The 26585-nt window shown below is 72.6% G+C and carries 22 protein-coding genes; 9 read left to right on the forward strand and 13 right to left on the reverse strand.

The window, feature by feature from the left end; genetic code table 11:
- The first annotated feature begins 32 nt into the window (after positions 1-32).
- Positions 33-584: a hypothetical protein gene (locus AB0C12_RS31160; protein WP_360553425.1), complete on the forward strand. Its 552-nt coding sequence runs from the start codon at positions 33-35 to the stop codon at positions 582-584.
- On the opposite strand, the gene AB0C12_RS31165 is transcribed toward AB0C12_RS31160, so the two are convergent.
- Positions 562-1155: a hypothetical protein gene (locus AB0C12_RS31165; RefSeq protein WP_360553426.1), complete on the reverse strand. Its 594-nt coding sequence runs from the start codon at positions 1153-1155 to the stop codon at positions 562-564. The two genes, AB0C12_RS31160 and AB0C12_RS31165, sit on opposite strands and share 23 nt — an antisense overlap.
- Positions 1156-1241: 86 nt before the next feature.
- Between AB0C12_RS31165 and AB0C12_RS31170 the strand changes: the two genes are divergently transcribed.
- From AB0C12_RS31170 to AB0C12_RS31180, 3 genes are read left to right on the forward strand one after another with little or no spacing between them, the layout of a single operon-like run.
- Positions 1242-2054 carry a methyltransferase domain-containing protein gene (locus AB0C12_RS31170; RefSeq protein WP_360553427.1) on the forward strand — a complete coding sequence of 271 codons (813 nt, stop codon included), beginning with the start codon at positions 1242-1244 and terminating at the stop codon, positions 2052-2054.
- Positions 2051-2419 carry a hypothetical protein gene (locus AB0C12_RS31175; RefSeq protein WP_360553428.1) on the forward strand — a complete coding sequence of 123 codons (369 nt, stop codon included), beginning with the start codon at positions 2051-2053 and terminating at the stop codon, positions 2417-2419. Before AB0C12_RS31170 ends, AB0C12_RS31175 begins: the two co-directional genes overlap by 4 nt.
- Positions 2420-2463: 44 nt before the next feature.
- Positions 2464-2616, forward strand: a complete 153-nt coding sequence (locus AB0C12_RS31180; protein WP_360553742.1) for a DUF6186 family protein — start codon at positions 2464-2466, stop codon at positions 2614-2616.
- A 9-nt stretch (positions 2617-2625) separates the two neighbouring features.
- On the opposite strand, the gene AB0C12_RS31185 is transcribed toward AB0C12_RS31180, so the two are convergent.
- Entirely contained in the window at positions 2626-3744 is a 1119-nt protein-coding gene (locus AB0C12_RS31185; protein ID WP_360553429.1) for a glycosyl hydrolase 53 family protein, read from the reverse strand.
- A 176-nt stretch (positions 3745-3920) separates the two neighbouring features.
- Here AB0C12_RS31185 and AB0C12_RS31190 point away from each other — a divergent pair, with 176 nt between their 5' ends.
- Positions 3921-4622 (forward strand): hypothetical protein, encoded by a 702-nt coding sequence (locus AB0C12_RS31190; protein WP_360553430.1) that lies wholly within the window; start codon positions 3921-3923, stop codon positions 4620-4622.
- 134 nt (positions 4623-4756) lie between these two features.
- Here the strand turns inward: AB0C12_RS31190 and AB0C12_RS31195 are convergent, their stop codons facing one another.
- Positions 4757-6757 (reverse strand): beta-galactosidase, encoded by a 2001-nt coding sequence (locus AB0C12_RS31195; RefSeq protein ID WP_360553431.1) that lies wholly within the window; start codon positions 6755-6757, stop codon positions 4757-4759.
- A 49-nt stretch (positions 6758-6806) separates the two neighbouring features.
- Between AB0C12_RS31195 and AB0C12_RS31200 the strand changes: the two genes are divergently transcribed.
- Positions 6807-8984: a glycoside hydrolase N-terminal domain-containing protein gene (locus AB0C12_RS31200; protein WP_360553432.1), complete on the forward strand. Its 2178-nt coding sequence runs from the start codon at positions 6807-6809 to the stop codon at positions 8982-8984.
- Here the strand turns inward: AB0C12_RS31200 and AB0C12_RS31205 are convergent.
- The 3 genes from AB0C12_RS31205 to AB0C12_RS31215 are packed head-to-tail and all read right to left on the reverse strand — an operon-like array spanning position 8974 to position 12592.
- The gene (locus AB0C12_RS31205; protein ID WP_360553433.1) at positions 8974-9897 is read right to left on the reverse strand and encodes a carbohydrate ABC transporter permease; all 924 of its coding nucleotides are present in this window, start codon (positions 9895-9897) and stop codon (positions 8974-8976) included. The two genes, AB0C12_RS31200 and AB0C12_RS31205, sit on opposite strands and share 11 nt — an antisense overlap.
- The gene (locus AB0C12_RS31210; RefSeq protein ID WP_360553434.1) at positions 9894-10922 is read right to left on the reverse strand and encodes an ABC transporter permease subunit; all 1029 of its coding nucleotides are present in this window, start codon (positions 10920-10922) and stop codon (positions 9894-9896) included. The genes AB0C12_RS31205 and AB0C12_RS31210 overlap by 4 nt, the downstream gene beginning before the upstream one ends.
- The gene (locus AB0C12_RS31215) at positions 10919-12592 is read right to left on the reverse strand and encodes an extracellular solute-binding protein (protein ID WP_360553435.1); all 1674 of its coding nucleotides are present in this window, start codon (positions 12590-12592) and stop codon (positions 10919-10921) included. The genes AB0C12_RS31210 and AB0C12_RS31215 overlap by 4 nt, the downstream gene beginning before the upstream one ends.
- A gap of 230 nt (positions 12593-12822) precedes the next feature.
- Between AB0C12_RS31215 and AB0C12_RS31220 the strand changes: the two genes are divergently transcribed.
- Positions 12823-13998 carry an ROK family transcriptional regulator gene (locus tag AB0C12_RS31220; protein ID WP_360553436.1) on the forward strand — a complete coding sequence of 392 codons (1176 nt, stop codon included), beginning with the start codon at positions 12823-12825 and terminating at the stop codon, positions 13996-13998.
- A gap of 387 nt (positions 13999-14385) precedes the next feature.
- Entirely contained in the window at positions 14386-17241 is a 2856-nt protein-coding gene (locus tag AB0C12_RS31225) for a glycoside hydrolase family 3 C-terminal domain-containing protein (RefSeq protein WP_360553437.1), read from the forward strand.
- Here the strand turns inward: AB0C12_RS31225 and AB0C12_RS31230 are convergent.
- From AB0C12_RS31230 to AB0C12_RS31250, 5 genes are read right to left on the reverse strand one after another with little or no spacing between them, the layout of a single operon-like run.
- The gene (locus tag AB0C12_RS31230) at positions 17225-17845 is read right to left on the reverse strand and encodes an isochorismatase family protein (protein ID WP_360553438.1); all 621 of its coding nucleotides are present in this window, start codon (positions 17843-17845) and stop codon (positions 17225-17227) included. The two genes, AB0C12_RS31225 and AB0C12_RS31230, sit on opposite strands and share 17 nt — an antisense overlap.
- A gap of 1 nt (position 17846) precedes the next feature.
- The gene (locus AB0C12_RS31235) at positions 17847-19718 is read right to left on the reverse strand and encodes a hydantoinase B/oxoprolinase family protein (protein WP_360553439.1); all 1872 of its coding nucleotides are present in this window, start codon (positions 19716-19718) and stop codon (positions 17847-17849) included.
- Position 19719: 1 nt separating this feature from the next.
- Positions 19720-21786, reverse strand: a complete 2067-nt coding sequence (locus tag AB0C12_RS31240; RefSeq protein ID WP_360553440.1) for a hydantoinase/oxoprolinase family protein — start codon at positions 21784-21786, stop codon at positions 19720-19722.
- A 9-nt stretch (positions 21787-21795) separates the two neighbouring features.
- Positions 21796-22989: a CoA transferase gene (locus AB0C12_RS31245; protein WP_360553441.1), complete on the reverse strand. Its 1194-nt coding sequence runs from the start codon at positions 22987-22989 to the stop codon at positions 21796-21798.
- Entirely contained in the window at positions 22986-23630 is a 645-nt protein-coding gene (locus AB0C12_RS31250) for a GntR family transcriptional regulator (RefSeq protein WP_360553442.1), read from the reverse strand. Before AB0C12_RS31250 ends, AB0C12_RS31245 begins: the two co-directional genes overlap by 4 nt.
- 94 nt (positions 23631-23724) lie before the next feature.
- Here AB0C12_RS31250 and AB0C12_RS31255 point away from each other — a divergent pair, with 94 nt between their 5' ends.
- On the forward strand, positions 23725-24630 hold the full coding sequence (locus AB0C12_RS31255; RefSeq protein ID WP_360553443.1) for a hydroxymethylglutaryl-CoA lyase: 906 nt from the start codon (positions 23725-23727) through the stop codon (positions 24628-24630).
- 231 nt (positions 24631-24861) lie between these two features.
- On the opposite strand, the gene AB0C12_RS31260 is transcribed toward AB0C12_RS31255, so the two are convergent.
- Positions 24862-25920, reverse strand: a complete 1059-nt coding sequence (locus AB0C12_RS31260; protein ID WP_360553444.1) for a pectinesterase family protein — start codon at positions 25918-25920, stop codon at positions 24862-24864.
- A gap of 146 nt (positions 25921-26066) precedes the next feature.
- On the reverse strand, positions 26067-26585 hold a 519-nt coding region (locus AB0C12_RS31265), incomplete at its 5' end, for a VCBS repeat-containing protein (RefSeq protein ID WP_360553445.1).

Below are 26585 nucleotides of genomic sequence, written 5' to 3' on the forward strand. Positions count from 1 at the left end.
GGATCCACACAGTTGTGGTCGAGAGTCGGCGCATGCGTACAACGATCTTCCACGCTGTTGCCGGGTCCGTGCTGACGGTGGCCGCGCTGGCCGGCTGCGGCGGTCCCGCCACCGAGGAGCAGCGCCCCGACATCGCCACGCTGCGGACCGCCGATCCCGCGTCGGCCGCTCCCCCGTCGCCGGCCGTGCGGGAGCGGCCGGTGGTCCGCCCCGACGAGGGCAAGGAGGAGTTCGAGCGGTACGTGGCGGTCTGGCAGGAGTGCCTCTTCAGCCACGGCGTCCCCCGCGTCCCGAAGGGCAGCAAGCCGGCGATCGCCGAGCACGAGGCGGCGACCGCCGAGTGTGCGCACCTGTACCCGGAGAACTGGATGGAACACCAGGCGCGGACCAACCCGGAGTACACCGACCGGCTGCGCGACACGGCGAAGTGCCTGAAGAAGAAGGGACACGACGTCACCGTCGGCGGCGATCCGGTGGCCCTGATGTACGGCGACAACACCAGCGCCAACAAGGCCTACGACGACGAGCAGGAGTGCCAGCGCACCGCGTTCCGCCAGGACATCAAGAAGTACGAGGGCGGCTGACCTCCGGCGCGCTCGCCGGGGCCGGCCGCGGCTGGATCGCCCGTCGGAACTCGGCCGACCTCGGCCCGATCCTGCGGAGCTGGAGGCTCTGGTGGATCTCGGCCAGGTCGGCCTCGGCGACCATGCAGACCAGGTGCTCGAAGAAGGAGAAATGGGTGGGCGAGCGGACCGCCCGCTCGGCCATGATGTACGGCTCCAGCGCGAACCACGCCCGGCGCACCCGCCACGGCATCAGGCTGACGACCATCTTCTCCTGGAGTCCACCGAAGACGGCGAGGAAGCCCAGGCTGCTGTAGTAGAGGCCGACCCGGCTGACGTGCTGCCGGGCCTCGGCGGGCAGCGCGCCGATCCCGCCGTCGGGTGGTGTCTTCGGCAGCTCGTGCAGGACGTAGTCCTCGCTCTGCAGGAACTCGGTGGTCCGGCACTCACGGGTCAGCAGCTCGATCGTCACCACCATGTCGTCCGACCGGCGCATCGACCGCAGCTGGCGCAGGGCGAACAGACTGGAGGCGGCGATGGCGGAAACGGAGATCAGTACGGCCAGGAGATTGACGGCCAGACCCGCGTTCAAACCGGGACCTCCATCGTCCGACGTGGCTCAGCCATGACCCTGAGACTACTGACAGCCGGCAACCCGGCACCCGTCAGGATGGTGGGATGACTGACGCGGATCGCCGGCAGCTCGGCCGGGTGTTCAACGACGTGGCCGACCTCTACGACCGGGTGCGGCCGGGGTATCCCGACGAGCTGTTCGCGGACCTGGCCGCCCTCACCGGCATCCACGACGGGTCCCCGGTGCTCGAGGTCGGTTGCGGCACCGGGCAGGCGACCCGCTCGCTGGCCGCGCTCGGCTGTTCGGTGACCGCCGTGGAACCAGGCACGGAGCTGGCCGCGATCGCCCGGCAACGGTTCGCCGCTCTCGGCAATGTCGACGTGCAGACGTCCTCGTTCGAGCAGTGGGACGCCCGTGGTGATCGCTTCGACGCCATCGTGGCCGCGACGTCGTGGCACTGGGTGGACCCGTCGATCGGCTGGCCGCGGGCGTACGACCTGGTGCGCCCGGGCGGGTGGATGGCGCTGCTCGGCCACGTGGTCGTCCGCCGGCCGGGAGAGCCCGAGGTGTACGCCGCGACCGCCGATCTGCACGAGCGGTTCTCCCCCGGCAACCCGGACTGGGGCCACCCGCCGCTGGAGGACGAGGTGCGGGCCACCGACACGGGGTGGGGTCCGGTCGAGGGTCCCGGCGCCCTGTTCGGGGCACCGATCGTGCGCTGGTACCCGACCGTGCAGTGGTTCGACGGGGCGGGATTCGCCGACCTCCTCCGGTCGCAGTCGCTGTGCCGCAAGCTCGATCCGCACGTGCGGGAACCGTTGCTGGACGCCGTCGCCGACCGCATCCGCACGGACATGGGCGACCGGGTGTCACGCCGCTACCTGACCGTCCTGCGCGCCGGGCAGCGCGCCCATTGAGCCCGCGGCGCCGGCGGGCGGTGGTCGTCGGCCTGGTAGGGGCGTACGCGTTGCTCGCGGCGGCGTGCCGGCCCCTGACCGGTCCCGCCCTGATCGCCGTGCTGGCCGCCGGCGCACCGCTGTGCTGGCTCGGAGTGCGTCGCCGGCCGCGGCCGGCGACGCCGGTCGGGGCGCGCCCGGCGGCCGTGTGGCTGGGCCTGCTCGCGCTGGGCGTGGCCTTCGAGCTGGGCCTGTGGCTGGGGCCGGACGACCTCGCCCATCCCACGCTGAGCACACTGGCCGATCCGGTGCTGAGCACGTATCCGGGCCGGGTGCTCGGCTACGGCCTGTGGGCCGGCTCCGGGGTGTGGCTGGTGAGCCGGTGACGCCGCGTGCCGCTGTCATCGTCGGCTTCGCCGCCTTGCTGGCGATGGCCGTCGTGGTCGAGCTGGCGGCGCGACGGCCCGATTCCCGCGTACGGCCGTTGTCCGCCGCGCTGACCGCGGCGATGCGGTCACGCGGCGGACGGGTCGTCGTGTTCGGGGCCTGGCTCTGGCTGGGGTGGCACTTCCTGGCCCGGTGACGCGACCGGTCAGCTGATCCACTTCACCGAGCCGTTGAAGACGTTGGTCCAGTTGAACACGGCCATGTTGTCCCAGCCGTCGCCGGAGGTCGCGATGTTCGCCGGGTCCCAGCCGTTGCCGGGCACCGCCGTCCAGGTCGGCTCCCAGTAGAAGACGCCGATCGCGCCGCCCGCCTTGGCCGCGTTCTGCACCGCCGTGAACGCCGCGGCCTGGCCGGCCCAGGTCGCCGGGTAGCCGGGACAGGCGGTGGTGATGCTGTTGCCCGTGCTGTCCGCGTTGTTGTTCGTGAACGGGGCCGCGGTCTCGGCCAGGATCGCCGGCTTGCCGTACCGGGAGATCATGTCCGCGATGACGCTGGTCATGTTGGCCATCGTGCCGTGCCAGTTGCAGTAGTACGACAGGGCGGTGATGTCCCAGGCGACGCCCTTGGCCCGGATGCCGTCGTAGAACCAGCGGGCGTGCGCGTCACTGTCGGAGTTGGCGGTGTGGATGATGACTTGGGTCGAGGAGTTGCAGGCCTTGGTCGCGTTGTAGCCCGACTTCAGCAGCAGGCTCAGATTGGTGAAGTCGTTGTTGACCACCTTGCCGTCGTTCCACAGCATGCCGACGTTGATCTCGTTGCCGATCTGCACACTGTCCGGGGTGGTGCCCTGCGCCTTGAGACTGGTGCACAGCCCGTACGTGTAGTCGTAGACGTCCTTGGTCAGCGTGCCGATGCCGTGGCTCGACCAGGCCGCCGGCTTGGTCTGCACGCCGGGATCGGCCCAGGTGTCGGAGTAGTGGAAGTCGATCAGCAGCTTGAAACCCCTGGCCTTGACCGTCCGCGCGTACGCCAGAACCTTGGCGGCGTTGTTGTAGCCGCTGGCCGGGTTGTTCCACACCCGCAGCCGGACGTAGTTGACGCCCGCGCCCTTGAGGATGTCGAGCGGGTCGGCCTCCGCGCCGGCCGCCGTGTAGTACTTCGCGCCCAGGTCCACGGCGCGTTGCAGGGTGGAGACGTCGGCGCCGCGCATCGACAGTGTGGCGGCCTGCGCCTCGGCGGGCGCACCGAGGGCCGCGGCGGGCAGGGTGACGGCGAGGAAGGCGCCGAGGACGCCGATCCGCTTCCGGACTTCACGGAGAACCATGCGCGACCGCCTATCGATCGATGCCGTTCAATGCTGGGAGCGCTCACAGTAAACCGGTCACGAGAGCGTTGTAAACACATTGCCAGCCAGTTGGGAGCGCTCACACCCATCTCTGTTCCATTAATCGACATGTATCGTTGTAGTTAGTTGTGACTCCATACTAAGAGGGAGCGATCATGAGACGTACGCTGCGCCTGCTCACCGGTGTGCTCGTCGCCGGACTGCTGACCGCGGCCGCCACCCTGGTCGCGGCGCCGGCCCAGGCGGCCGTGTGGTCGTCGACGGACCGGTGGGGCACCTGGTCGAGCAACGGCTACACGCTCTACAACAACGTCTGGGGATCCGGTTACGGCCCCCAGACGATCTGGGCCAACTCCGCCTCGAACTGGGGCGTGTGGGCCAACCACCCCAACACCGGCGGCATCAAGTCGTACCCGAACGCCACCCGCTACCTCGGCAAGCGGGTCAGCGCGCTCGGCACGACGACCAGCAGCTTCAACGTCACCGTGCCGACCAGCGGCGTCGCCTTCACCACGGCGTACGACATCTGGTCGTCGGACAACGCGCACGAGATCATGCTGTGGATGAACAAGTACGGCGCGGTCGGCCCGCTGGGCAGCCTCCAGACGACCACGTCGGTCGGCGGCCACACGTGGGCCGTCTACCGCGGCTCGAACGGGGCGAACCAGGTCTACTCGTTCGTGCGGACCAGCAACACCAGCGCGGGCACCGTGGACATCCGGGCGATCGCCCAGTGGATCCGGGCGCGCGGCTGGTTCGGCGACGTGACGATCGGCAACGTGCAGCTCGGTTACGAGATCACCTCGGCGGCCGGCGGCAAGGACTTCGTCACCAACTCCTTCTCGGTCACCGGCTGACGGGATCGGCCGCGGCCAGGCGGCAGCAGAACGGCCCGGCGCCCGTCGGCCGACCGGACAGCGCGCCGGTCGCGGTCAGCCGGCCGGCCGACGATCCGCGTGCGGTCAGCCGGTGACAAGAGCCCGATCCGGGGTCAGGTCTCGCGGATGACCGCGGCCCCGCCGGCCGCCAGCCGGATCGCGTCCGTCACGGCCGCACCGGTCAGCAGATCGACGCCGGCGGCGGGCACGTCGTGCTCGTCGCCGGTGTGGTTCAGCAGGAACAACCACGACCGGTCACCGGCCTGCCGGCGCACCGCCTCCACTCCGGACGGCAGGCCGGACCGCTCGGGCCCGGCGCCGGCCGACGCGGCCACCGTGGCCAGCAAGTGCCCATACGCCTCCGGATCGAGGCGGGTGGAGACGTAGTAGGCCATGCCGTCCCCGGCCGCGTGCCGCGTGACCGCGGGCAGACCGTCGAGGACACCACCCGCGTACCGGAGAAGGGCATGCGCCCCGGCGAGGTGCACAGCCTCACTCCACAGCCCCCCGCTCGCCGCCGGCCACAGGTCGCCGGAGGTCGCCGGGACGAGCGCGACGCGATCGTCCGGGCCGAGCGGATGGAACTCCTCCACCCGGATCCCGAGCAGCTCCCGCAGCGCCCCCGGATAGCCGCCGGTCCGCACCCGAGCATGCTCATCGGCGATCCCGGTCAGGTAGGTGACCACGAGCTGCCCGCCCGCCTCGACCCAGGCCCGCACCTCCCCGGCCTGAGCGTCGGTCATCAGGTAGTGCCCGGGCAGAACCAGCATCCGGTACGCCGGCAGCCCGTCCAGCACACCGATCACGTCACAGCCGATCCCCCGCCGCCACAGCACCCGGTGCGCCCGCTGCGCCTCCTCGGCGTGGTCCAGCCGGTCGGACGGCAACCCCGCCCCCTGCAGCGCCCACGCCGACGGTTCGTCGTACCCGATCGCCACCCGCGCCGCCACCGTTCCCGCAGCCGTCTCGCCGATCCGGTCCAGGGTCTCGCCCAGCGCGACCGCCTCGCGGTACACCCGGCTGTCCGGACCGGCATGCGGCACCAGCGCGGAATGGAACAGCTCCGCCCCGCCGCGCGGCGCCCGCCACTGGAAGAACAGCGCGCCCCTCGACCCCCGGGCCACGGCGGCCAGGCTCTGCCGGGCCATCCGTCCCGGTTCCTTGGTGTGCATCCGGCCGGCGGTGTAGATCAGGTTCGGCGCGGTCTCCATCAGCAGCCAGTGCGGTCCGCCCGGGCTCTGCCGGGCCCAGCCGCGGGCCAGGTCGGCCGCGAACGCCGCCTGTTCCTCCGCGGCCATCCCGGGCTCCGACGGGTAGTGGTCGATGGCGACCAGGTCCACCTCGCGGGCCCAGCGGGCGTGGTCGACCGGCACCCATCCGCCGAGCACGAAGTTCGTCGTCACCGGCACGCCGGGCGTCGCCGCGCGCAGCACGTCGCGCTGCTCGGTGTACGCGGCCAGCAGCTCGTCGGAGGTGAAGCGGCGGAAGTCCAGCACCTGGGCCGGGTTGGGCAGGTACTGGGTACGCCGCGGCGGCCGGATCTGCGCCCAGTCGGTGTAGTGCTGGCCCCAGAACGCCGTGGTCCAGGCGTCATTGAGCTCGTCCAGTCCGTGGTAACGCCCGCGCAGCCAGGCCCGGAACGCCTCAGCTGTCAGGTCGCAGTGGCAAGTGGTGCCGTACTCGTTGTGCACGTGCCACATCGCCAGCGCGGGATGGCCCCGGTAATGCTCGCCCAGCGCGGTGGCGATGCGGCGGGCGGCCGTGCGGTACGCCGGTGCGCTCGCGCAGTAGGTGTCGCGGCTGCCGTGGCTGAGCCGCACCCCGCCGGCGTCGACCGGCAGCGCCTCGGGGTGGGCGAGGCTGAACCACGGTGGCGGGGACGCGGTGGGGGTGGCCAGGGCCACGCCGACGCCGTGGGCGGCCAGGCGGTCGAGCACCTCGTCGAGCCAGCCGAAGTCGTAGCGGCCCGGGGCCGGCTCCAGTTTCGACCAGGCGAAGACACCCACGGTCGCGGTGGTCACCCGGGCCCGGCGCATCAGCTCGGCGTCCTCCGCCTGCACGCCGGCCGGCCACTGCTCGGGGTTGTAGTCCCCGCCGTACAGCAGCCCCGGCATGCCGCTCCCCCGCTTGTCGTTTGTTGGGATTCCCGCCAAACTAGGGCCGGTGCGGGACGCTGTCAATTGGGAGCACGCGCTGGTGACCGGCAACGGGCGGCAGGGCGCGCTGTGCTGGGGCACCCCGGCCGGGATCCGGCTGACCGTCTCGCACGAACGGCTGTTCCTGCCGCTGCGGGCACCCCTGCCGGCCCCGGACACCGCGGCGATCCTGCCGCGCCTGCGGGACCTGCTCGACCAGGGGCAGTACGCGCGGGCAGCCCAGGAGGTGTGCGAGCGCGCGGCGGCCGGCGAACCCGCGTACGCGGAGACGGTCTGGATCGATCCCCTGGTCGGCGCGGCGACGCTCACCGTGCGCCCCGGCCGCCCGGCCGCGAACCTCGCCCGCAGCGTCGATCCGGCCACCGGCCTGGTCGTCCTGCGCTGCTGGGACGAGCTCGGCGAGACGCGGGTGGAGGTCTTCGCCTCGCGCCCGGCGGATGCGATCGTGGTGCGGCTGACGGCGACCGGCGGCTTCTCCGGCCGCCTCACGCTGGGCCTGATCGACGGCACGCCACCGCGTCCGGTCCGGGCCCGCACCGACTGCGGCGCGGACGGCATCCTGCTGACGGCCGGGTTCGATGCGCCGTGGCCCGGCGCGCTGACCGGCTACCGGGTGCGCTGCCGAGCGGTGGCCGGCGACGTCGACGGCTCGGCGGTGCGCTCGGACGCCACCCTGGTCATCCGGACGCTGCTGCCGGGCGAGCCCGATCGGGACGTGCCGGGTGACTTCGACACGCTGTTCGACGCGCATCGGGCTGTGCACGGCGAGCTGCTGGGCCGCGTACACCTGGATCTGGCCGGGGATCCGGCCGAGCGGGCCGCCCCCACGGCCCGGCTGCTGACCCGGCCGGTGGGGCCGGCCCTGGTGGAGCGGCTGTTCGAGGCCGGCCGGTACGCCATCGTCAGCAGCACCGGCGAGCTGCCCCCGACGCTGCAGGGCGTGTGGAGCGGCAGCTGGACGCCACCCTGGTCCAGCGGCTACACGCTCGACGGCAACCTGCCCGCCGCGGTCGCCGCGCTGCTGCCGACCGCGACCCCCGAGCTGTTGCTCCCGGTCTTCGACCTGCTCGAGGCCCACCGCGACGACCTGCGCCACAACGCCCGCCGGCTGTACGGCGCCCGTGGCCTGCTGACCCCGGTGCACCTGTCCACCCACGGCCGGCAGAACCATTTCGGGCCGGTGTGGTGCCAGACGTTCTGGACCGCCGGCGCGGCCTGGATGAGCCGGCTCTACGTCGACTACTGGCGCTACACCGGCGACCGGGAGTTCCTGCGGGACCGGGCGCTGCCGTTCCTGCGGGAGGCCGCCGAGTTCTACCTCGACTTCGTGCAGCTGCGCGACGGCACGGCACTGTTCAGCCCGTCGTACTCGCCGGAGAACGCGCCCGCCTCCACCGGTCGGCAGGCCTGCGTCAACGCCACCATGGACGTCGCGGTGGTCCGTGACCTGCTGGGCAACCTGCTGCGGTACGCCGCCGACGACCCGGCCGCGCCGGCGTGGCGGTCGCTGCTCGCGGCGCTGCCCGGCTATCGGGTCGCGGACGGGCTGCTGGCCGAGTGGTGCCACGACGGGCTCGACGATCAGCCCGCGCACCGGCACGCGTCGCACTTGTGGCCGCTCTGGTACGAGCCGGATCCGCTGATCACCGACGATCCGGTGCTGCGCGCGGCCGCGGTGGCCACCGTGCGGAGCCGGCTGGCCTGGTGGGCGGGCGCGGAGTCCGACGAGATGGGGTACGGGCTGGCGCAGCTCGGGCTGGCGGCGGCCGCGCTGGGACTGGCCGAGGAGGCGTACGGCACGGTGGTGACGATGGCCGGCCGCTACTGGCGGGAGAACCTGGTGCCCACCCACAACCGGGACGCCCTGTTCAACGTGGACATCGCCGGTGGCCTGCCCGCGGTCGTCGCCGCGATGCTCGTCCGTTCGGCGCACGGCCGGCTGGATCTGCTGCCGGCACTGCCCGGGGCCTGGCCGCGGGGCCGGGTCACCGGGCTCGCCGCCCGCGACGCGATCCGGGTCCGGGAGCTGAGCTGGGAGCCCGGCGGGGCGCAGGCGGTGCTGTGGGCGGCCGAACGCACCCGGGTCGTCGTGGGCGCCCCGCCGGGAATGACGATCGGCGGGGCGCCGCGGGTGACGCTGACGCTGCCGCCCGGGCAGCCGGTGACGGTCCTCCTCAGCCCTTGACCGCTCCGACGATCACGCCCCGGGTGAAGTGGCGCTGCACGAACGGGTAGACCAGGGCGATCGGGGCCACGGTCACCACCACCACGGCCATCTTGATCGCCAGGGTGGGTGGCAGGGTGACGCCCACCGCGCCCGAGGTCTGCGGGGCCTGCCCGGCCAGGATGTAGCTCTGCAGGATCCGCTGGATCGGGAACTTCTCGTTGTCGTCGATGTAGAGCAGCGCGTTGAACCAGATGTTCCAGTAGCCGACCGCGTAGAACAGGCCCACCACCGCGACCACCGCCCGCGAGAGCGGCAGCACGATCCGGAAGAGGATGCGGAACTCCCCCGCCCCGTCGATCCGGGCGCTGTCGAGCAACTCACCCGGGATGTTCTGGAAGAACGCCCGGACCACCACGAGATTGAACACGCTGACCGCGCCCGGCAGGATCAGCGACCACAGGCTGTCCTTGAGACCCAGCCCGGTCACCACCAGATAGCTCGGCACCAGCCCGGGATAGATCAGGAAGGTCAGCAGGAAGTAGAAGAGCAGGCCGCGGTGCAGCACCGAGCCGGGCCGGGACAGGCCGTAGGCGGCCAGCACGGTCAGGACCAGGCTGAAAACCGTGCCGACCACGGTGACCAGGGTGCTGATCAGCAGCGCCTTGCTGATCTGCCCACCGGAGAAGATGATCCGGTACGCCGAGAGGTCGAGCCCGCGCGGCACCACCACCAGACCACCGGCGGCGTTGATCGTCTCCCGCGACGACAGGCTGGTCACCAGCACCACCCACAGCGGCACCAGCACGGCCAGCACGACGGCCGTCAGCACCACCCCCTTGGCGGTCCGGCCGGCGATCCCGGGATCCTCCTCCCAGGCCGGCCGCTCGGGATGCCGGCGGCGCGAGGCGCGCAGATTCGTGGTCGCGGTCATGATCGCGAGTACACCCCCCGTTCGCCGAGCAGGTGGGCGACCTTGTTGGCCGCCAGGATCAGCACCAGCCCGACCATCGCCTTGAACAGCCCGGCGGCGGCGCCGAAGCCGTAGTCGCCGGTCGCGATGGACTGGTGGTAGACGAAGGTGTCCAGCACCTCGGCGGCCTGCCGGCCGACCGCGTCACGCTGCAGCAGGAACTGCTCGAAGCCGACCGACAGAGCGTCGCCCAGCCGCAGGATCAGCAGCAGCACGATCACCGGGCGCAGGCTGGGCAGGGTGATGTGCCACAGCCGGCGCCAGCGGCCGGCGCCGTCCACGGCCGACGCCTCGTACAGGTTGGGGTCGACCGCGGCCAGCGCGGCCAGGAAGACGATCGTGCCCCAGCCCAGGTCCTTCCAGACCGCCTCGGCGGTCACCAGCACGATGAAGGTGTCCGGGTTCGACATGATCTCCGGCGGGTTGATGCCCGCGTCGCGCAGCTCCTGCGACAGCAGCCCGGCGCCGCCGAGCATCTGCACGAAGAAGGTCACCACCAGCACCCAGCTGAAGAAGTGCGGCAGATAGACCACGGTCTGCACGAAGCCGCGCAGCCGCCGCGACAGGATGCTGTTGAGCAGGATCGCCAGGGCGATCGGCAGCGGGAAGAAGAAGACCAGCTGGAACGCGGTGATGGACAACGTGTTCCACAGCGCGTCCCAGAACGCCGGGTCGGCGAACAGGTCCCGGAAGTTGTCCAGGCCGACGAACGGGCTCGAGGTCAGGGCCTGCAGCGCATCGTCGCCCAGGTACGGGTTGTAGTCCTGGAACGCCACGATGTTGCCCAGCACGGGCAGGTAGTGGAAGAGCAGCAGGACGACGGCGCCCGGCGCGACCATGGCCAGCAGGGGCCAGTCGCGGCGCAGCCGGGCGCGCAGGGGTGAGCGCCGCGGCCGGGCGGCCGGCCGGTCGCGCGGTGGCCGGGGTGACCCGGCCGGCTCCGGTGTCCGGGCGGGAGCCGGCCGGCTGGCCTGATCGGCGCTCATTTACCGGCGTCGGCCAGCGCCGTGGCGAGCATCTGGCGGGCCTCGTCGCCACCGGCCGCGCGCCACTCCTTGACCACGGTGTCGAGGTCGGTCAGCGGGCGCCGGCCCCGGAGAATGTCGGTGATCTTGTCCTGGGTGGGCACGTTGGCCGCCTTGAACTTCGCCGGGAACTCGAACTTGAGCCCGTCCCACGGGTCCTTCTCCAGGTACTTGACCGTCTCGTTGGAGTACGCCAGCACCTGCGGCACGAACTGCGGGGTCTGCGGGTACGGCGGCAGCACCGGGCTGCGGCCGCTGATGAAGAAGTACTGGTTCTGGATCTCCTTGAAGCCCAGCTCGGTCTTCACCGGGCCGGCGGCGTCACGCGTGCTGTGCTTGCCCTCGACGCCGAACTCGCGCAGGTCGAACTCCTTGGTGCCGAACGGCGCGGAGCACCAGTTGATGATGCGCAGCAGCTCCTCGACCCGCGCCTTGCCCAGGCCCTTCTTGATGAACAGGTACGAGATCGGTTTGTCGTCGCCCCACGCCAGCGGGTCCCCACCGGTGGCGGAGAACAGCGGGACCGGCTGGATGTCGAAGCCCGGCGTGATCTTCTGCTGCTCGGCCTGCATCGGCTGCCACATGCCCGGGCCGTCCTGGTGGAACAGGATCTTGCCGCTCTGCAGCAGCTGCTTGGCGTCGGCGCCCTTGCTGGCCATGATGTCGGGGTGCACGTAGCCGGCTTTGTAGAGCCGGGCCATGACCTCGGCGGCCTGCCGGAACTCCGCCGTCTCGTACTTGAACTCCGGCGTGCCGTCGGCCTTGAGCCGCCAGCCCTCCTTGGTGCCCGGCGCTTTGTGGAACATCTGCACCATGGCGAAGATGTCGGAGTACGCCCAGACGCCCTTGCCGGGGTTGGTCACCTCCTTGCCGACGGCGAACAGCTCGTCGATGCTCTTCGGCGCGGTCAGCCCGGCCTTGTCCAGCAGGTCCTTGCGCTGGAAGAGGGCCCACGGGAACGGGCCGTCGGTCGGGTTGGGCACGGCCATCAGCCGCCCGTTCCAGCACGACTCGCGCCAGGCCCCGGCCGGGAACGTGGCCAGCATGGGATACGCCTGCACCGCACTGCCCTGCAGGTACGGCGTGAGGTCCTCGAAGAGCGCGCCGACCGCGTCGCTGAACCGGGCCAGCTTCTCGACCTCCCAGTTCGGCACGCAGAGCAGGTCGGGCACGTCCCGGGCGCCCAGGATCGCACCGAGCTTGTCGGCGTAGGCCAGGCCGTCCTGCGCGCTGAAGTCGACGGTCGCGCCGAGCTCCGCGTTGATCGCGGTCAGGTAGGAGTTGCTCTTGCCCGACGGCGGCGCGGGCCCCCACACCGGAACCATCGCCCGGATCGCCGGTCCGCCGGTGCCGGGCTTCTCGGCGATGGCGTCGACCAGCTCGGCCGGGTACGTGGTGTAGCCGTCCGGAACCGGCCGGGTGCCCTTGATGTCGGGCTGGGGCATCCCGGGGAACGCCTTCTGCTCCGGGATCAGGCCGGACAGCTTGTCCAGGTTCTGCGTGGCGCCACCGCGGGTGGCTTTGTCGCCGCAGCCGGCCAGCGTGCCCCCGCTCGCGACGGCGACGGCGCCGAGGCCGAGCAGGCTCAGGAAGCCCCGGCGGTCGGCGGAGGGACCCGTGGGTGGTGTCACGACGTGCTCCTCGATAAACGGTCGACGGGAGCGACGGCCTCCCGCTAGAGTTTGTTTAGCTTGTAGCCAAACAAATTAGCCGACCGTCGATGGACCCACAAGAGCTGCCCGCGCCCGGGGCCGGGGCGGTGCGGCATGATGAACGGGCCGGCCGGGGAAGGCCGGCGGCGAGAGGCAGGACAGACGTGATCAGTACGCACGGCATGACGCGGCCGGCGGACCTGTCCGACGTGAGAACGACGAACCTGGCAGTCGTGCTGCGGTTCGTCCGGACCCATGCGCCCTGTTCGCGGGCGGACATCGCCGCGTCCACGGGCCTCAACAAGGCGACCGTCTCCAGCCTGGTCACCGACCTGCTGGAACGGCACCTGCTGCGCGAGACCGGCCTGACCGAGAACAGGATCGGCCGGCCCGCGTCGATGCTGACCCTGCAGAGCCGGCCGTACGCGGCCATCGGCATCGAGGTGGCCGCCGACCATCTGGTGGCCATCGCCGTCGACCTCACCGGCGAGCGGCTTCTGACGTGGCGGCGGGCGTACCCCGGGCTGGACGGCACACCCGGGCGGGCCGAGGCCGCCGTCGCGGCGCTGGCCGGCCGGGTGGTGGCGAAGATGACGGCCCAGGAGCGAAGGGTGCTGGGGCTGACCGTCGCCGCGCCCGGAATGGTCGCGCCGGGCGGCGGAGTCCGGTTCGCGCCGCATCTCGGCCGCGCGGAGCTGGACCTGGGCGCGGCCCTGGCGCGCGGCCTGCGCCACCCCGAGTTCGAGGTGGTCATCGACAGCGCCGCCAACCTGGCCGCCCTGGCGGAGTACCGGGGCGGTGCCGACGCCGACACCCCGAATCTGCTGGCCGTGATCGGCGGCGTCGAGATCGGCGCCGGCATCGTGGCCGACGGCCGGGCACTGCGGGGTTCGCGCGGCTTCGCCGGGCAGGCCGGCCACCTCCAGGTCGACTGCGCCGGCCCGGTCTGCCGGTGCGGGCGACAGGGGTGCCTCGAGGCCGTCGCGGGACTGCCGGCGCTGGTCCGCCGGGCCCTGCCGGACACCGAGCCGGACGGCCCGATCGTCGACTTCGCCCCGGAGCTGGAGCGGATCACGGCCCTGGCCGGCAACGGCGACGCCCACGTCGTCAAGGCCCTCACCGAGACCGGCACGCTGCTCGGCCGCGGCGTGGCGATGCTGGCCGAGCTGCTGGACCCGCAGGTCGTGGTGCTCGGCGGCAGCTTCGCCACACTCGCGCCGTGGCTGCTGCCGGCGGTGGAGACCGAGCTGGCGTCCCGCGCGCCGGGCGAGATCGGCTGCCGGGTCACCGCCTCCACATTGCACCCGGACGGGGCGGCGCTGGGCGGCGCGATGCTCGCGCTGGACCGGCTCGAGGCGGGCAAGCTACCGGCCCCGGCGGCGTGAGCGGTCGCCGGGCATCGACGGATCTCGCCGTACCTCTTGACCGGCGTCGATGCCTGGTGCCAACCTCAGAAGGCTCCGCCGTAACACGGATGTAATCCCTGGTCCCGGCGGAGCCTTTTCCGGATCCTCATCGAAGCGCTTCGACGGCCGGACCGCAGCCACGGTCCGGCCGGCACCGCCTCGATCCCACGCCGAGGAGAACCACCGCCATGACCGACTGCACCGAGCGGCAACCAGCCGCACCGCGCCGCGGCCCCGCAGGCGAGGGCCACGAGGGCATGGCAAAAGAGGCCCAGCCATGACCGACTGCACCGAGCGGCAACCAGCCACACCGCGCCGCGGCCCCGCAGGCGAGGGCCACGAGGGCATGGCAAAAGAGGCCCAGCCATGACCGATTCGGTCCGCGGCACGTTTCAGGACCCGGGGCGGCCGCTGGCCGACCGGGTCACCGACCTGCTCAGCCGGCTGACCCTGCCGGAGAAGGTGGCGCTGCTGCATCAGCACCAGGCCCCGGTCCCGCGCGTCGGTGTCGGACCGTTCCGCACCGGGACCGAGGCCCTGCACGGGGTCGCCTGGCTCGGCGAGGCCACCGTCTTCCCGCAGTCCGTCGGGCTGGGCAGCAGCTGGGACCCGGAGCTGGTGCGCCGGGTCGGCGCGGCGGTCGGCGACGAGGTACGCGGACTGCACCACAAGGACCCGGCGGGCGTGGGCCTCAACGTCTGGGCGCCGGTGGTCAACCCGCTGCGGGACCCGCGCTGGGGCCGCAACGAGGAGGGGTATGCCGAGGATCCCTGGCTCACCGGTGTGCTGGGCGGCGCGTACGCCCGCGGGCTGCGCGGCGACGACCCGCGTTACCTGCGCACCGCGCCGACGCTCAAGCACTTCCTGGGCTACAACAACGAGACCGAGCGGCACCTCACGTCGAGCGACCTGCCGCCGCGCGTGCTGTACGAGTACGAGTTGCCGGCCTTCCGCGAGCCCATCGCCACCGGCGCGGCGGTCGCTGTCATGGCGTCGTACAACCTGGTCAACGGGCGGCCGACGCATCTGAGCCCGTTGCTGGCCGACGAGCTGCGTACCTGGACCACCGAGGACGTGCTGGTCGTGGGTGACGCGTACGCGTGCAGCAATCTGGCCGGTGAGCAGGGCTATCTGAGCGACCACGCGGCCGCGTTCGCCGCCGCGCTGCGCGCCGGGGTCGACTGCTTCACCGAGGACGCCACGGCGACTCGGCAACGGCTGCACGAGGCGCTGGAGCGCGGCCTGCTCACCGGGTCCGACGTGGACGCGGCGGCCGGGCACATCCTGGCGGTCCGGTTCCGGCTGGGCGAGTTCGACCCGGAGGGGCCCAACCCGTACGCGGCCACGACCGCCGAGGTGGTCAACTGTGTCGAGCACCAGCGGCTCGCCCGGGAAGCGGCCCGGAGCAGTGTCGTGCTGCTCAAGAACACCGACGCGGTGCTGCCGCTGGCGCCGGACGCGGTCGTCGCAGTGCTGGGGCCACTGGCCGACACCGTGCTGGCGGACTGGTACAGCGGCACTCTGCCGTACGCGGTGACGGCCAGCGCCGGCCTGGCCGAGCGCCTCGGCGAGCAGAACGTGCGCACCGCGGAGGGCGTCGACCGGGTCCGGTTGCGGACCTCCACCGGGACGGTGCACGCGGGCGACACTCCGGACGGCGCCCCACTGCGGGTCGGTGAGACGACCACAGGCTTGACGGCCGGGTTCGACCTGCTCGACTGGGGCGGCGGCACCATCACGCTGCGCGCCGCTGCCAACCGGCGCTACGTGCGGGCCGACGAGAACGGTGTGCTGGTCAACGACCGGCCGGAACCGGGCGAATGGGTGGTCCGGGAGACCTTCGAGCCGATTCGGCACCGGGACGCGGTGGTGCTGCGGCACCTGGCGAGCAACCGGTACGTCGCGACCGGCCCCGACGGCGTGCTGCGCGCGGACGCCGCCGGCGAGGACACGGCCACCGCCTTCACGCTGGAGCTCGCCGAGGACGGGGTGGCGGCGGCCGCGGCGCTGGCCCGGGACGCGGACGTGGCGCTGGTGCTGCTGGGCAACCATCCGATGGTGGCCGGGCGCGAGACCGAGGACCGGGCCGACCTGGCGCTGCCGCCGCGGCAGGAGGCGTTGCTGCGGGCCGTACGGGCGGCCAATCCGCGGACCGTGCTGGTGCTGACGAGCAGTTACCCGTACGCGGTGGGCTGGGCGCAGGAGCACCTGCCGGCGCTGGTCTGGTCGGCGCACGGCGGTCAGGAGTTCGGCTCCGCGCTGGCCGACGTGCTGCTGGGCGAGTCGCCGGGCGGAGAGCCGGTGGAGCCGACCGGCCGGCTGCCGCAGACGTGGTACCGCGGCGCCGACGAACTGCCGGACCTGCTCGACTACGACATCATCGGCAGCGACGCGACGTACCTGTACTTCCGGGGCCGGCCGCTGTACCCGTTCGGGCACGGGCTGGGCTACACCCGTTTCGAGCACCACGACCTGCGGCTGAGTGCCGAGCAGGCGGCACCGGATGAGCAGGTGGAGGTCAGCGTCGACGTCGTCAACGTGGGCGATCGGCCCGGCACCGAGGTCGTGCAGTTCTACAGCCGGCAGCGCCGGTCCCGGGACAAGCAGCCGCTGCGCCGGTTGCGGGGCTTCCGGCGGGTCCGGCTGGCGCCCGGTGAGCGCGCCACCGTGACGATGCCGCTGCGGGTGGACGACCTGGCGTTCTACGACGTGGTCGGGGAACGGCCGGTGGTCGAGGCGGCCCGGCACTCGATCCTCGCGGGCCGCTCCTGCACCGACATCACGGCGACCGCGACCCTGACCGTGCACGGCGAGGTCCTGCCCGAACGGCGGGCCGGCGGCGACGCGCTGCGGGCGGCGAGCCGCGACGGCGAGTTCGGCACGGCCCTGACCGACGAGGGCCCGCACCGCGGCGACGCGGTGGTGGCCCTGCGCGACGGCGCCTGGCTGGCCTTCGACCGCGTCGACTTCGGCACGGGCGGGCACCGGATCACCGCGGCGACGGCGGCGGCCGGCCCGGGCGCCCGGATCGAGGTGCGGCTCGACGAACCGCTGTCCGGTCCGGTCGCCGCGGTGCTGGACGTGCCCGCGACGGCCGGCCGGCACGACTGGATCGAGGTGGCCGCGCCGCTGGCCGGGGCGACCGGGCGGCGCGACCTGTACCTCGTCTTCCCGAGCGCCGGGGCCCGGCTGAGCGGGGTGCGGTTCAGTCCGGTGGGCTGAGGGGTCCGGCCGCCAGGTGCGCGCACACCGCCGCGACGGTGGTGACGTCGGCGTACTTGGCGGCCAGGTCGTAGAGGTTGGCGTCGTGGACCGCCGGGTCGCGGTCACCGCAGGCGTCGGCGGCCACGATCGGGCGGAAGCCGTGCTGCATCGCGTCGGTGGCGCTGGCCCGGACACAGCCGGAGGTCGAGACGCCGGCGATCACCGTGGTGTCGACCCCGGCGGCGGTGAGGGTCGCCGCCAGGGAGGTGCCGAAGAAGGCGGACGCGTACTGCTTGGCCACGACGACCTCGCCGGGGCGGGGTTCGAGGCCGGGGACGAACCGGCCGAGCTCTCCGGCGCCCTCGGCGAGCACCGCCAGGCCGGGCACCTTGCGGACGAACAGGCCACCGTCGGCCAGTCCGGCGGTGTACCGCACGCGGGTGTGCACCACCAGCAGCCCGGCGTCGCGGGCCGCGGCCAGCAGCGCCGCGCACCCGTCGACGGCGGTCCGGGAGCCCAGGTCGAACGGGCTCCCGGCGGTGAAGTAGGCCCGCATCATGTCGATCACGAGCAGGGCGGGGCGCCGGCCCCAGCCCAGCTCGCCACCGAACGCGGCGCTCACGTCAGGCCCACACGGGACGGGTCGGCGCGGGCAGGCCGGTCTCCTCCTGGCACCGGGCCAGGATCTCGTCCAGGCCGGGACCCATGTCGAACACCGGCAGCTCGCGCGGGCGCTCGGCGCGCAGCCGGATCCGCAGGGCCTCGGTGGCCGCCCCGTCCGGCGCACCGGTGTCGTCGACGACCACGCCGTAGCGCCGCGCACCCTCGCTGGTGACCAGGCCGCGCCGGACCTCGAGGGCGACCAGGTCCGCGTCGCGGGCCAGCGGGTCGCCCCAGCCGCCACCGCCCCAGGTGACGAAGTGCAGCACGTCGCCCGGGCCGACCGGCACGTCGTGGCACTTGCTCGGCAGGATCTGACGGGTGCCGTCGGCCCGGTCGATCCACTTGCGGCCCCGGGCGCCCGGCTCACCGCCGTTGACGCCCCACGGGTACATCAGCCAGCGGTCGTCGTGGATGGCGATGGTCCCGGGCTCGAGGAAGTGGTACGCGACGTCGACGCCGTTGCCCCCGCGATGCAGCCCCGCGCCCCCGGTGTCGGCGATCGTCTCCCACTTCTCGATCCGCAGCGGGTAGTACGACTCCAGGAACTCGCACGGGATGTTGACGAAGCTGGGCCACAACGAGTGGCCGTCCGGGCCGTCACCCAGCGGCCGGCCGGGGATGCCGCCGAAGCCGATCGAGTACAGCTGGAACCACTCCCCCTTGCGGTCGCCGCCGGAGTAGTTCCCGGAGTACATGAAGTGCGGCGAGGAGGAGAAGCCGGCCGCGTTGAGCAGCGCCGGGTTGGTCTGCCCGAGCAGGCCGCCGAACAGGTCGAAGACCCGGCCGATGCCGTGGTTGCGGGCGTTGAGCGCGGCCGGATGCTTCGGCTTCCAGTACGAGCCGTCCGGGATGGTCACGTCGACCAGCGGATAGAAGCCGTCGTTCCAGAGGATCTGCGGATCGGCCACGGTGATCATGTAGATGCCGAAGAACATCCGGGCCAGGTTCTCGTTCAGGTAGTAGTTGATCGGGCCGCGGGCCTGCGGCGACGAGCCGGTGAAGTCCAGGTGCACCTTGTCGCCGGTGCGGGTCAGCGACAGCTTCAGCTCGTACGGGCCGTAGCCGACGCCGTCGTCACAGATGTAGTCGGTGAACGACAGCGTCCGGCCTTCCTCGAAGACCAGGTGCAGCAGGGCCTTCATCGCGTCGTGGTTGCGCTGCAGCAGGGCGTCCAGCGCCGACAGGTACGTGTCCACCCCGAACCGGGCGCACATCTCCTGCACCCGGCGCGCGGCCGTCCGGCAGGCGGCGACCAGCCCGTTGAGGTCGGCCCGGTTCCAGTCCGGCACCCGCACCTGGTTGAGGATGATCCGCAGCGCGTCCTCGTTGACCCGGCCGGCCTCGTACAGCTTGAACGGCGGGATCACCACGCCTTCCTCGTAGATGGTCCGCGCGTCGGTGGGCATGGACGACGGGGTCTTGCCGCCGACGTCCGACATGTGGCCGAACATCGACGCCCAGCCGACCACCCGGCCCTCGGCGAAGATCGGCAGCACCACCAGCCAGTCGTTGGCGTGGCTGATCGCGGCGCCGCACGCGTACGGGTCGGAGGTGAGCAGGATGTCGCCCTCGCCGATGTCACCGTCGAAGCCGGCCAGGAAGTCCGGGATGGACAGGCCGAACTGGCCCACCACCATCTTCCCGGCCGGGTCGGCGATCAGCGGGAACTCGTCGTGCTGCTCGCGGATGCCGGGCGAGAGCGCGGTCCGGAACAGCACCTCGTCCATCTCGTAGCGGGCGTTGCGCAGCCCGTTCTCGACCAGGTCGAGGGTGACCGGGTCGACCTCGACCCGCGGGACCGGGGTGGTGTTCGGTTCGACGATGCGCGCCATCTCAGGCCTCCGTAACGCTGGGACGGATGAGCAGACTGCCGGCGGCGTCGGCGGTGGCGGTGTGCCCGGGCAGCACGAGGGTGGTGGAGTCCATCTCGACCACGATCGCCGGGCCGGGCACCACGTCACCGGCGCGCAGTTTGAGCCGGTCGTAGAGCCCGGCGTCGACGTGGGCGCCGTCGACGTAGATCCGGGTGTCGCCGCTGCGGGCGGCCGAGACGTCGCCGTTTCCGGGCTCGAGCCGGATCGGGGCCACCCGCGGCCGGGGGCCGGTGACGGTGGCGCGCGCGTTCACCAGCTCGTGCCCGGCGGGCAGGGTGAAGGAGAAGAGCCGCTCGTGCTCGGCGTCGAAGCGCCGGGCGAGCTGCTCGCAGCCGTCGGCCGCGGCCAGCAGGTCGGCGTCGAAGGTGACCGCCAGCTCGTTGCCCTGCCCGACGAAGCGCAGATCGGCCGAGTACGTCGTGGTGTGCCCGGCGACCGGGACACCCTGGTCGGCCAGCCGCTGGGACGCGGCCGCGGCCAGTTCGCCGAAGACGGTCCGCAGCTCCGCGGCGTCCAGCTCGTCGAGCTTGCGCAGCACCGTACGGGCGGACTCGTCGCGGGCGGACGTGGTGGCGTCGCCGAGGGCACACAGCACACCGGGCGACGGCGGCACGATCACCGGCCAGGCCCCGGTGAGCCGGCCCAGCGCGTTGGCGTGCAGCGGCCCGGCCCCGCCGAAGGCGACCAGGGCGAAGTCACGCGGGTCGAAACCCTGCTGGACGCTGACCAGGCGCAGGCCGCCGAGCATGTTCTCGTTGACGATGTCGATGATCCCGGCCGCGGCGGCCTCGGCACTGGGCAGCCCCATCGCGTCGGCGACGGTCTGCACCGCCGCGCGGGCGGCCTGGCGGTCCAGGGTGATCTCGCCGCCGGCCAGCGAGGCGGGCAGGTAGCCGAGCACCACGTTGGCGTCGGTCACCGTGGGCTCGGTGCCGCCCTTGCCGTAGGCGGCCGGTCCGGGCTCGGCCCCGGCGGACTGCGGACCCACCCGCAGCGCCTTGGTGAGCTGCGGGACGTGGGCGATCGAGCCGCCGCCCGCGCCGACCGTGCGCACGTCGACGGCGGAGGCCCGTACCGTCAGGTCACCGACCTTGGTCTCGCGGCCGATCCGGGCCGTGCCGCCGCGCACCAGCGCCACATCGGTCGAGGTGCCGCCCATGTCGAAGGTGATCAGCTCGGTGTGCCCGGACTGCTCGGCGACCCAGACCGCGCCGGTGACCCCGCCCGCCGGGCCGGAGAGCAGCATGGTCACCGGCGCCGCGATGGCCGCGCCGGCCGACGACAGGCCACCGTCACTGCGCAGGATCGACAGCTCCCCCGGTACGCCCTGCCCGGCCAGCTGCGCGGAGAGGTTGGCGACGTACCGGGCGACCTGGGGTTGCACGTAGCCGTTGGCCACGGTGGTCAGGGCGCGCTCGTACTCGCGCATCTCCGGCAGCACCACGCTGGACAACGAGACCTCGATGCCGGGCAGCTCGTCGGCGGCGAGCTCGGCGATGCGCCGCTCGTGCCGGTCGTCGGCGAAGGCGTTGATGAGCGACACGGCCAGCGCCTCGACCCCGTTGGCCCGCAACGCCCGCAGGGCCCGCCGGACCGCCTCCTCGTCGAGCTCCTGCACCACGGTGCCGTCGCTGCCGATCCGCTCCGGCGCCTCCACCGTGTTCTCCAGCGCGGCCAGCGGTTCCGGCTTGGGCCAGATGATCCAGCCGGCCAGCCCGCCCGGCACGAAGGACCGGGCGATCTGCAGCACCTGACGGAAGCCGCGCGTGGTCACCAGCCCGACCGTGGCGCCCTTGCCCTCCAGGATCGCGTTGGTCGCGACGGTGGTGCCGTGCAGCACGTGGGCGATGTCGCCGCGGGCGACGCCGGCCTCCGCGCACACTTTGTCGATGCCGTGCAGGACACCGATCGACTGGTCGCTCGGCGTCGAGGCGGTCTTGGCCCGCCAGGTCGACCCGGATTCCTCGTCAACCAGCAGCACGTCGGTGAAGGTTCCGCCCACATCCACGCCGAGTCGATATGACATCTCGCTCCTCTAAATGATTCCGTCAGCGCGCAAGCGCACCTGCTCCTCGTCGTCCAGTCCGATCAGCCCGCCGTAAATCTCGTCGTTGTGCTCCCCGAGGGCCGGCCCGGCGGTACGGACGGTGCCGGGGGTCGCGGACAGCCGCGGGGTCGCGTTCTGCATGGGCAGCTCGCCGAAGTCGGGGTGTGGCACCCGCACGATCGCCTCGCGGGCCGCGAAGTGCGGGTCGGCGAACATGTCCTTGGCCCGGAAGATCCGGCCGGCCGGTACGCCGTTGGCGTGCAGGGTGCCGAGCAGCTGCTCGGCACCCAGGGTCGAGGTCCAGCGGGCGATGTGGTCGTCGAGCTCGGCCATGGCGGCGCCGCGGGCCGAGTGGGTGGCGTAGCGCGGGTCGCGGGCCAGCTCCGGCTCCCCCATCGCGGCGGCGAGCCGGCCGAAGACCGTGTCCTGGTTGGCGGCGATCAGGATCAGGTCGCCGTCACCGGTCGGGTAGACGTTGCTCGGCGAGACGTTGGGCAGCGTGGCCCCGGTGCGTTCGCGCTGGTAACCGGCCACCGACCACTCCGGCAGCAGCGACTCCATCATCGCCAGCACGGCCTCGTAGATGGCCGAGTCGACCACCTGGCCGCGGCCGGTGCGGGTGCGGCTGTGCACCGCGACCAGTGTGCCGAGGCAGGCGTAGACCGCGGCCAGGGAGTCGCCGAGCGAGATGCCAGCGCGCACCGGCGGGCCGCCGGGGTCGCCCATCACGTACCGGATGCCGCCCATGGCCTCGCCGATCGAGCCGAAGCCGGCCCGGCTCGCGTAGGGCCCGGTCTGGCCGTAGCCGGTCACCCGGGTGACGATCAGTCCGGGGTTGGTCCGCCACAGGGTCTCCGGGCCCATCCCCCAGCGCTCCAGCGTGCCGGGCCGGAAGTTCTCCACCACGATGTCGGCGGTGTCGATCAGCCGGCGGATCAGCGCCTGGCCCGCGGGCTCGCGCAGGTTGCAGGTGATCGACTTCTTGTTGCGGGCGACGACGGGCCACCACAGCGACTTGCCGTGCGGCTTCTCGCGTCCCCATTCGCGCATCGGGTCGCCCTTGGCGGGATCCTCGACCTTGATCACCTCGGCCCCGAAGTCGCCGAGCAGCTGCCCGCAGAACGGCCCGGCCAGCAACTGCCCGAACTCTACGACCCGCAGATCGTCCAGCGGAAGACTCATGAGCGTGGCACCCCGATCATCGTGGCGCGGGCGTTGTAGAGGTGGGCCCGCATGATCGCCTCGGCCCAGTCGCCGTCGCCGGCCCGCGCGGCCGCGACCATCTCGACGTGGTGGTGCAGGCTGCGCAGCAGCGCCTCCGGTGTGTAGTCGTGGAAGTTCTGGTGCACGACGGCGGCGTGGGTGACCCCGCGCAGCGCGGCGGCCAGCGGCGCCGTGCCGGCCACCTCGATGAACAGGCCGTGGAAACGCCGGTTGGCCTCGACGATGGGACCCAGGTCCTGCCGGCGGCCGGGCTTCCCGGTGCGCAGCATGGACTCGGCCAGCTCCTGCAGCTCGTCCAGCTGCTCCGGACCGAGCTTCGGGACGGCCAGGCGGACCGCGTACGGCTCCAGCCGCAACCGCAGCTCGAAGATCTCCCGCAGCTCGGCGGTGGACCAGGTCGCCACCCGGGCGCCACGGTGGGGCTGCAGCTCGACCAGTCCCTCGGCGGCGAGCCGGGTCAGCGCCTCCCGGATCGGCGTGCGGCTCACCTGGAGCCGGGTGGCCAGCTCCGCCTCGCCGAGCCGGGCCCCGGACGCGATCACCCCGGAGAGGATCTCCTCTCGCAGAGACTGCGCCGCCTGTTCCGCTGCTGGTCGCACCTGGCCTCCCGTTCCGCGTGATTGCATGCAATCCTGGTCATGGCCACGGTGTTTCCGCAAGAGGGGTGTCCACGATGAGGGCAGGTTGTATGCAATGAGCGTTTCTATCGTGGAGGTCTCGCCGCGCGACGGGCTGCAGAACGAGGCGGTGCCGGTGCCGACCGCCGACAAACTGGCGCTGATCGACACCCTGGTGGCCGGCGGCGTACGCCGCATCGAATGCACGAGCTTCGTCAACCCCCGCCGGGTGCCGCAGCTGGCCGACGCCGAGGAGGTCGCCGCCCGGCTGCCCCGCGGCACGGTGTCCTGGATCGGGCTGGTGCTCAACGAACGCGGCCTCGACCGGGCCGTCGCCGCCGGCATGGACGAGGTGAACGTGGTGGTGGTCGCCACGGACACGTTCAGCCGGCGCAACCAGGCCGTCGACACAGCCGGGGGCGTCGCGGCCTGGCACCGGATCGCCGGGCAGGCCCGGGCGGCCGGCCTGCGCACGACGGTCACGATCGCGGCGGCGTTCGGCTGCCCGTTCGAGGGTGAGGTCTCCGTGGACCGGGTCCGCGAGGTCACCGCCGACTGCCTGGCCGCCGCGCGGCCCGACGAGCTCGCCTTCGCGGACACGATCGGCGTGGGGGTGCCGGCACAGGTGCGGGCGCTGGCCGGGGTGGCTGCGGCAGAGGCGCCCGGCGTGCCGCTGCGCTGGCATTTCCACAACACCCGCAACACCGGCTACGCCAACGCGATCACGGCGGCCGACCTCGCCGGCGACCACCCGGTGGCGCTGGACAGCAGCGCCGGCGGCATCGGCGGGTGCCCGTTCGCACCGGACGCCACCGGCAACATCGCGACGGAGGATCTGGTGTATCTGCTGGGTCGCAGCGGCTATGACACCGGGGTGGACGTCGGGCCGCTGCTGCCGCTGGCGGCCCGGCTGGGCGGGCTGCTCGGGCACGAGGTCCCGGGCCAGCTGGCCCGGGCCGGCGTTTTCCCCGCCGACCGCTGACGCGCCCGCGGTCGATCGTCGATGCCGCCCGCGACGGCATCCCGGAGCGCAGCACGGCGACCCGGCGGGTCGCCCGGCTCAGGTCACGGCCTCGGGGGCACCGTCTGCCTCAGGTCACGGCGGCCAGGGTGCGGCCCGGCATGGGCGCGGCCCGGCATGGGCGCGGCGGCCGGCGTTCCGCCTCGCGCGCAGCACGGCGGCCGGCGGGCCGCCCGGCGAGTGCGGTGCCGCTCAGCAGTGCGGGGACCAGCCGTCGGTGCCGGCCAGGAACGCCGTGACGGTGAGGCCGGCCACCTGGGCGCGGGTCAGCTGCGGCCGGTCCGCCGTGACCAGCGCGCCCGGGCCGCGGTTGTGGTACTCGGCGAAGCGGGCGTCGCGCCACGGCCAGGTGCCGAAGTCGCTCCACGGGGTCGCGCCGAGGTGTGCGCCCAGCCAGGAGTCGCGGATGATCGTCTGACCGATGGCGTTCGGGTCCTGGCTCGGGTGCCACGGCCGGCCCAGGTAGACGCTGGCCGGCGGGGCGTCGGAGGTGAACGCGCAAGCCGCGAAGAGCAGGCCGTACGGGTTGGTCACGCTCGTGCTGGGCGCGGTCACGTAACCGTTGTTGGTGGCCGAGCCGCGGTCCAGCGAGTGGATCCGGCACCGGTCGAAGGCGGCCGTCCCGCGACCGAAGATGAAGTCCACGTCACCCTCGACGTAGCAGCGCCGCAGGTAGATCCGGGCGGGTACGTCGGCGGCCGGGCTGTTCAGGTACAGCGTGTCCTGGTTGCCGAGGAAGCGGACGTTGTCGAACTCGAGGCGGTCGGCCCGGGTCAGGACGGCCACGGCCTGGCGTCCGGTGATCTCCGGGTGCGCCGCCTCGTCGAAGGAGTTCGCGAAGGTCAGGTTGCGGGCGGTGAAACCGGCTCCGTCGACCGTGACGGAAGCACTGCCCGAGGTGCCCCAGGTGCCGCCCTCGGGGCGCGGCGTGCCGTTGGCCCGGTCATCGGTGATCACCACCTGCTCCGGGCGCCGGCCGCGGCCGCGCAGCAGGATGTTCGGCCGGTCCGCGGGGATGATCACCTGGCCGTGGTAGGTGCCCGGGGCGACGTCGATGGTGAATCGGGTGGGGTTGCCCGCCGGCACGGCGTCCACCGCCGCCTGGATCGTGGTGAAGTCACCGCTGCCGTCCGCGGCCACTGTGCTCCGCGGGCCCGGGCGGGCCTGGGCGGGGTACGCACCGGCGGCGGAACCGGCGGCGATCGCCGCGCCGGAGGTGGCGGCGAGCCTGATCAGGGTGCGGCGATCCATGCGGACTCCTGCCGGGAGGAGCGCTCCAGGTAAGCGCTTTCCCGCCGACCGTAGAAGCCGCAGCCACGTCCGTCAATGCCTGGGACGGGCGAGAGCCGGACCAGGAGACACCTGGCCCGGCTCTGCCCGCTACCGGACGGGACGGTTCACCACATGATGCCCGGCTGCGGGATCTCGGCCCCGACGGCGAAGAAGTCGTGCCACTTCACGCCCGTACCGGTGAAGGCGCGGCCGGTGGACCGGGCGACGTAGACGTCGGCCGCCGCGCCCCGGGTGAAGGTGACGATGTCGTCGCGGCCGTCGCCGGTGAAGTCGCCCGTGCCGGGGATCTCGGTGCCGACGGCGAAGAAGTTGTGCCAGCGCACGCCGGTGCCGGCGAACGACGAGCCCGTCGACAACGCCACGTACACGTCGGCCGCCGCACCCCGGGTGAAGGTCACGATGTCGTCCTTGCCGTCGTGGTTGAAGTCGCCGACCGAGGGCAGCTCGGTGCCCACCGCGAAGAGGTCGTGCCATTTCACGCCCGTACCGGCGAACGACGAGCCCGTCGACAACGCCACGTACACGTCGGCCGCCGCACCCCGGGTGAACGTCGCGATGTCATCCTTGCCGTCACCGTTGAAATCACCGACCGCCGGTGTCTCCGAACCCACCGCAAAAAAGTC

It is taken from the genome of Actinoplanes sp. NPDC048967 (assembly GCF_040649415.1).
Taxonomy (GTDB): domain Bacteria; phylum Actinomycetota; class Actinomycetes; order Mycobacteriales; family Micromonosporaceae; genus Actinoplanes.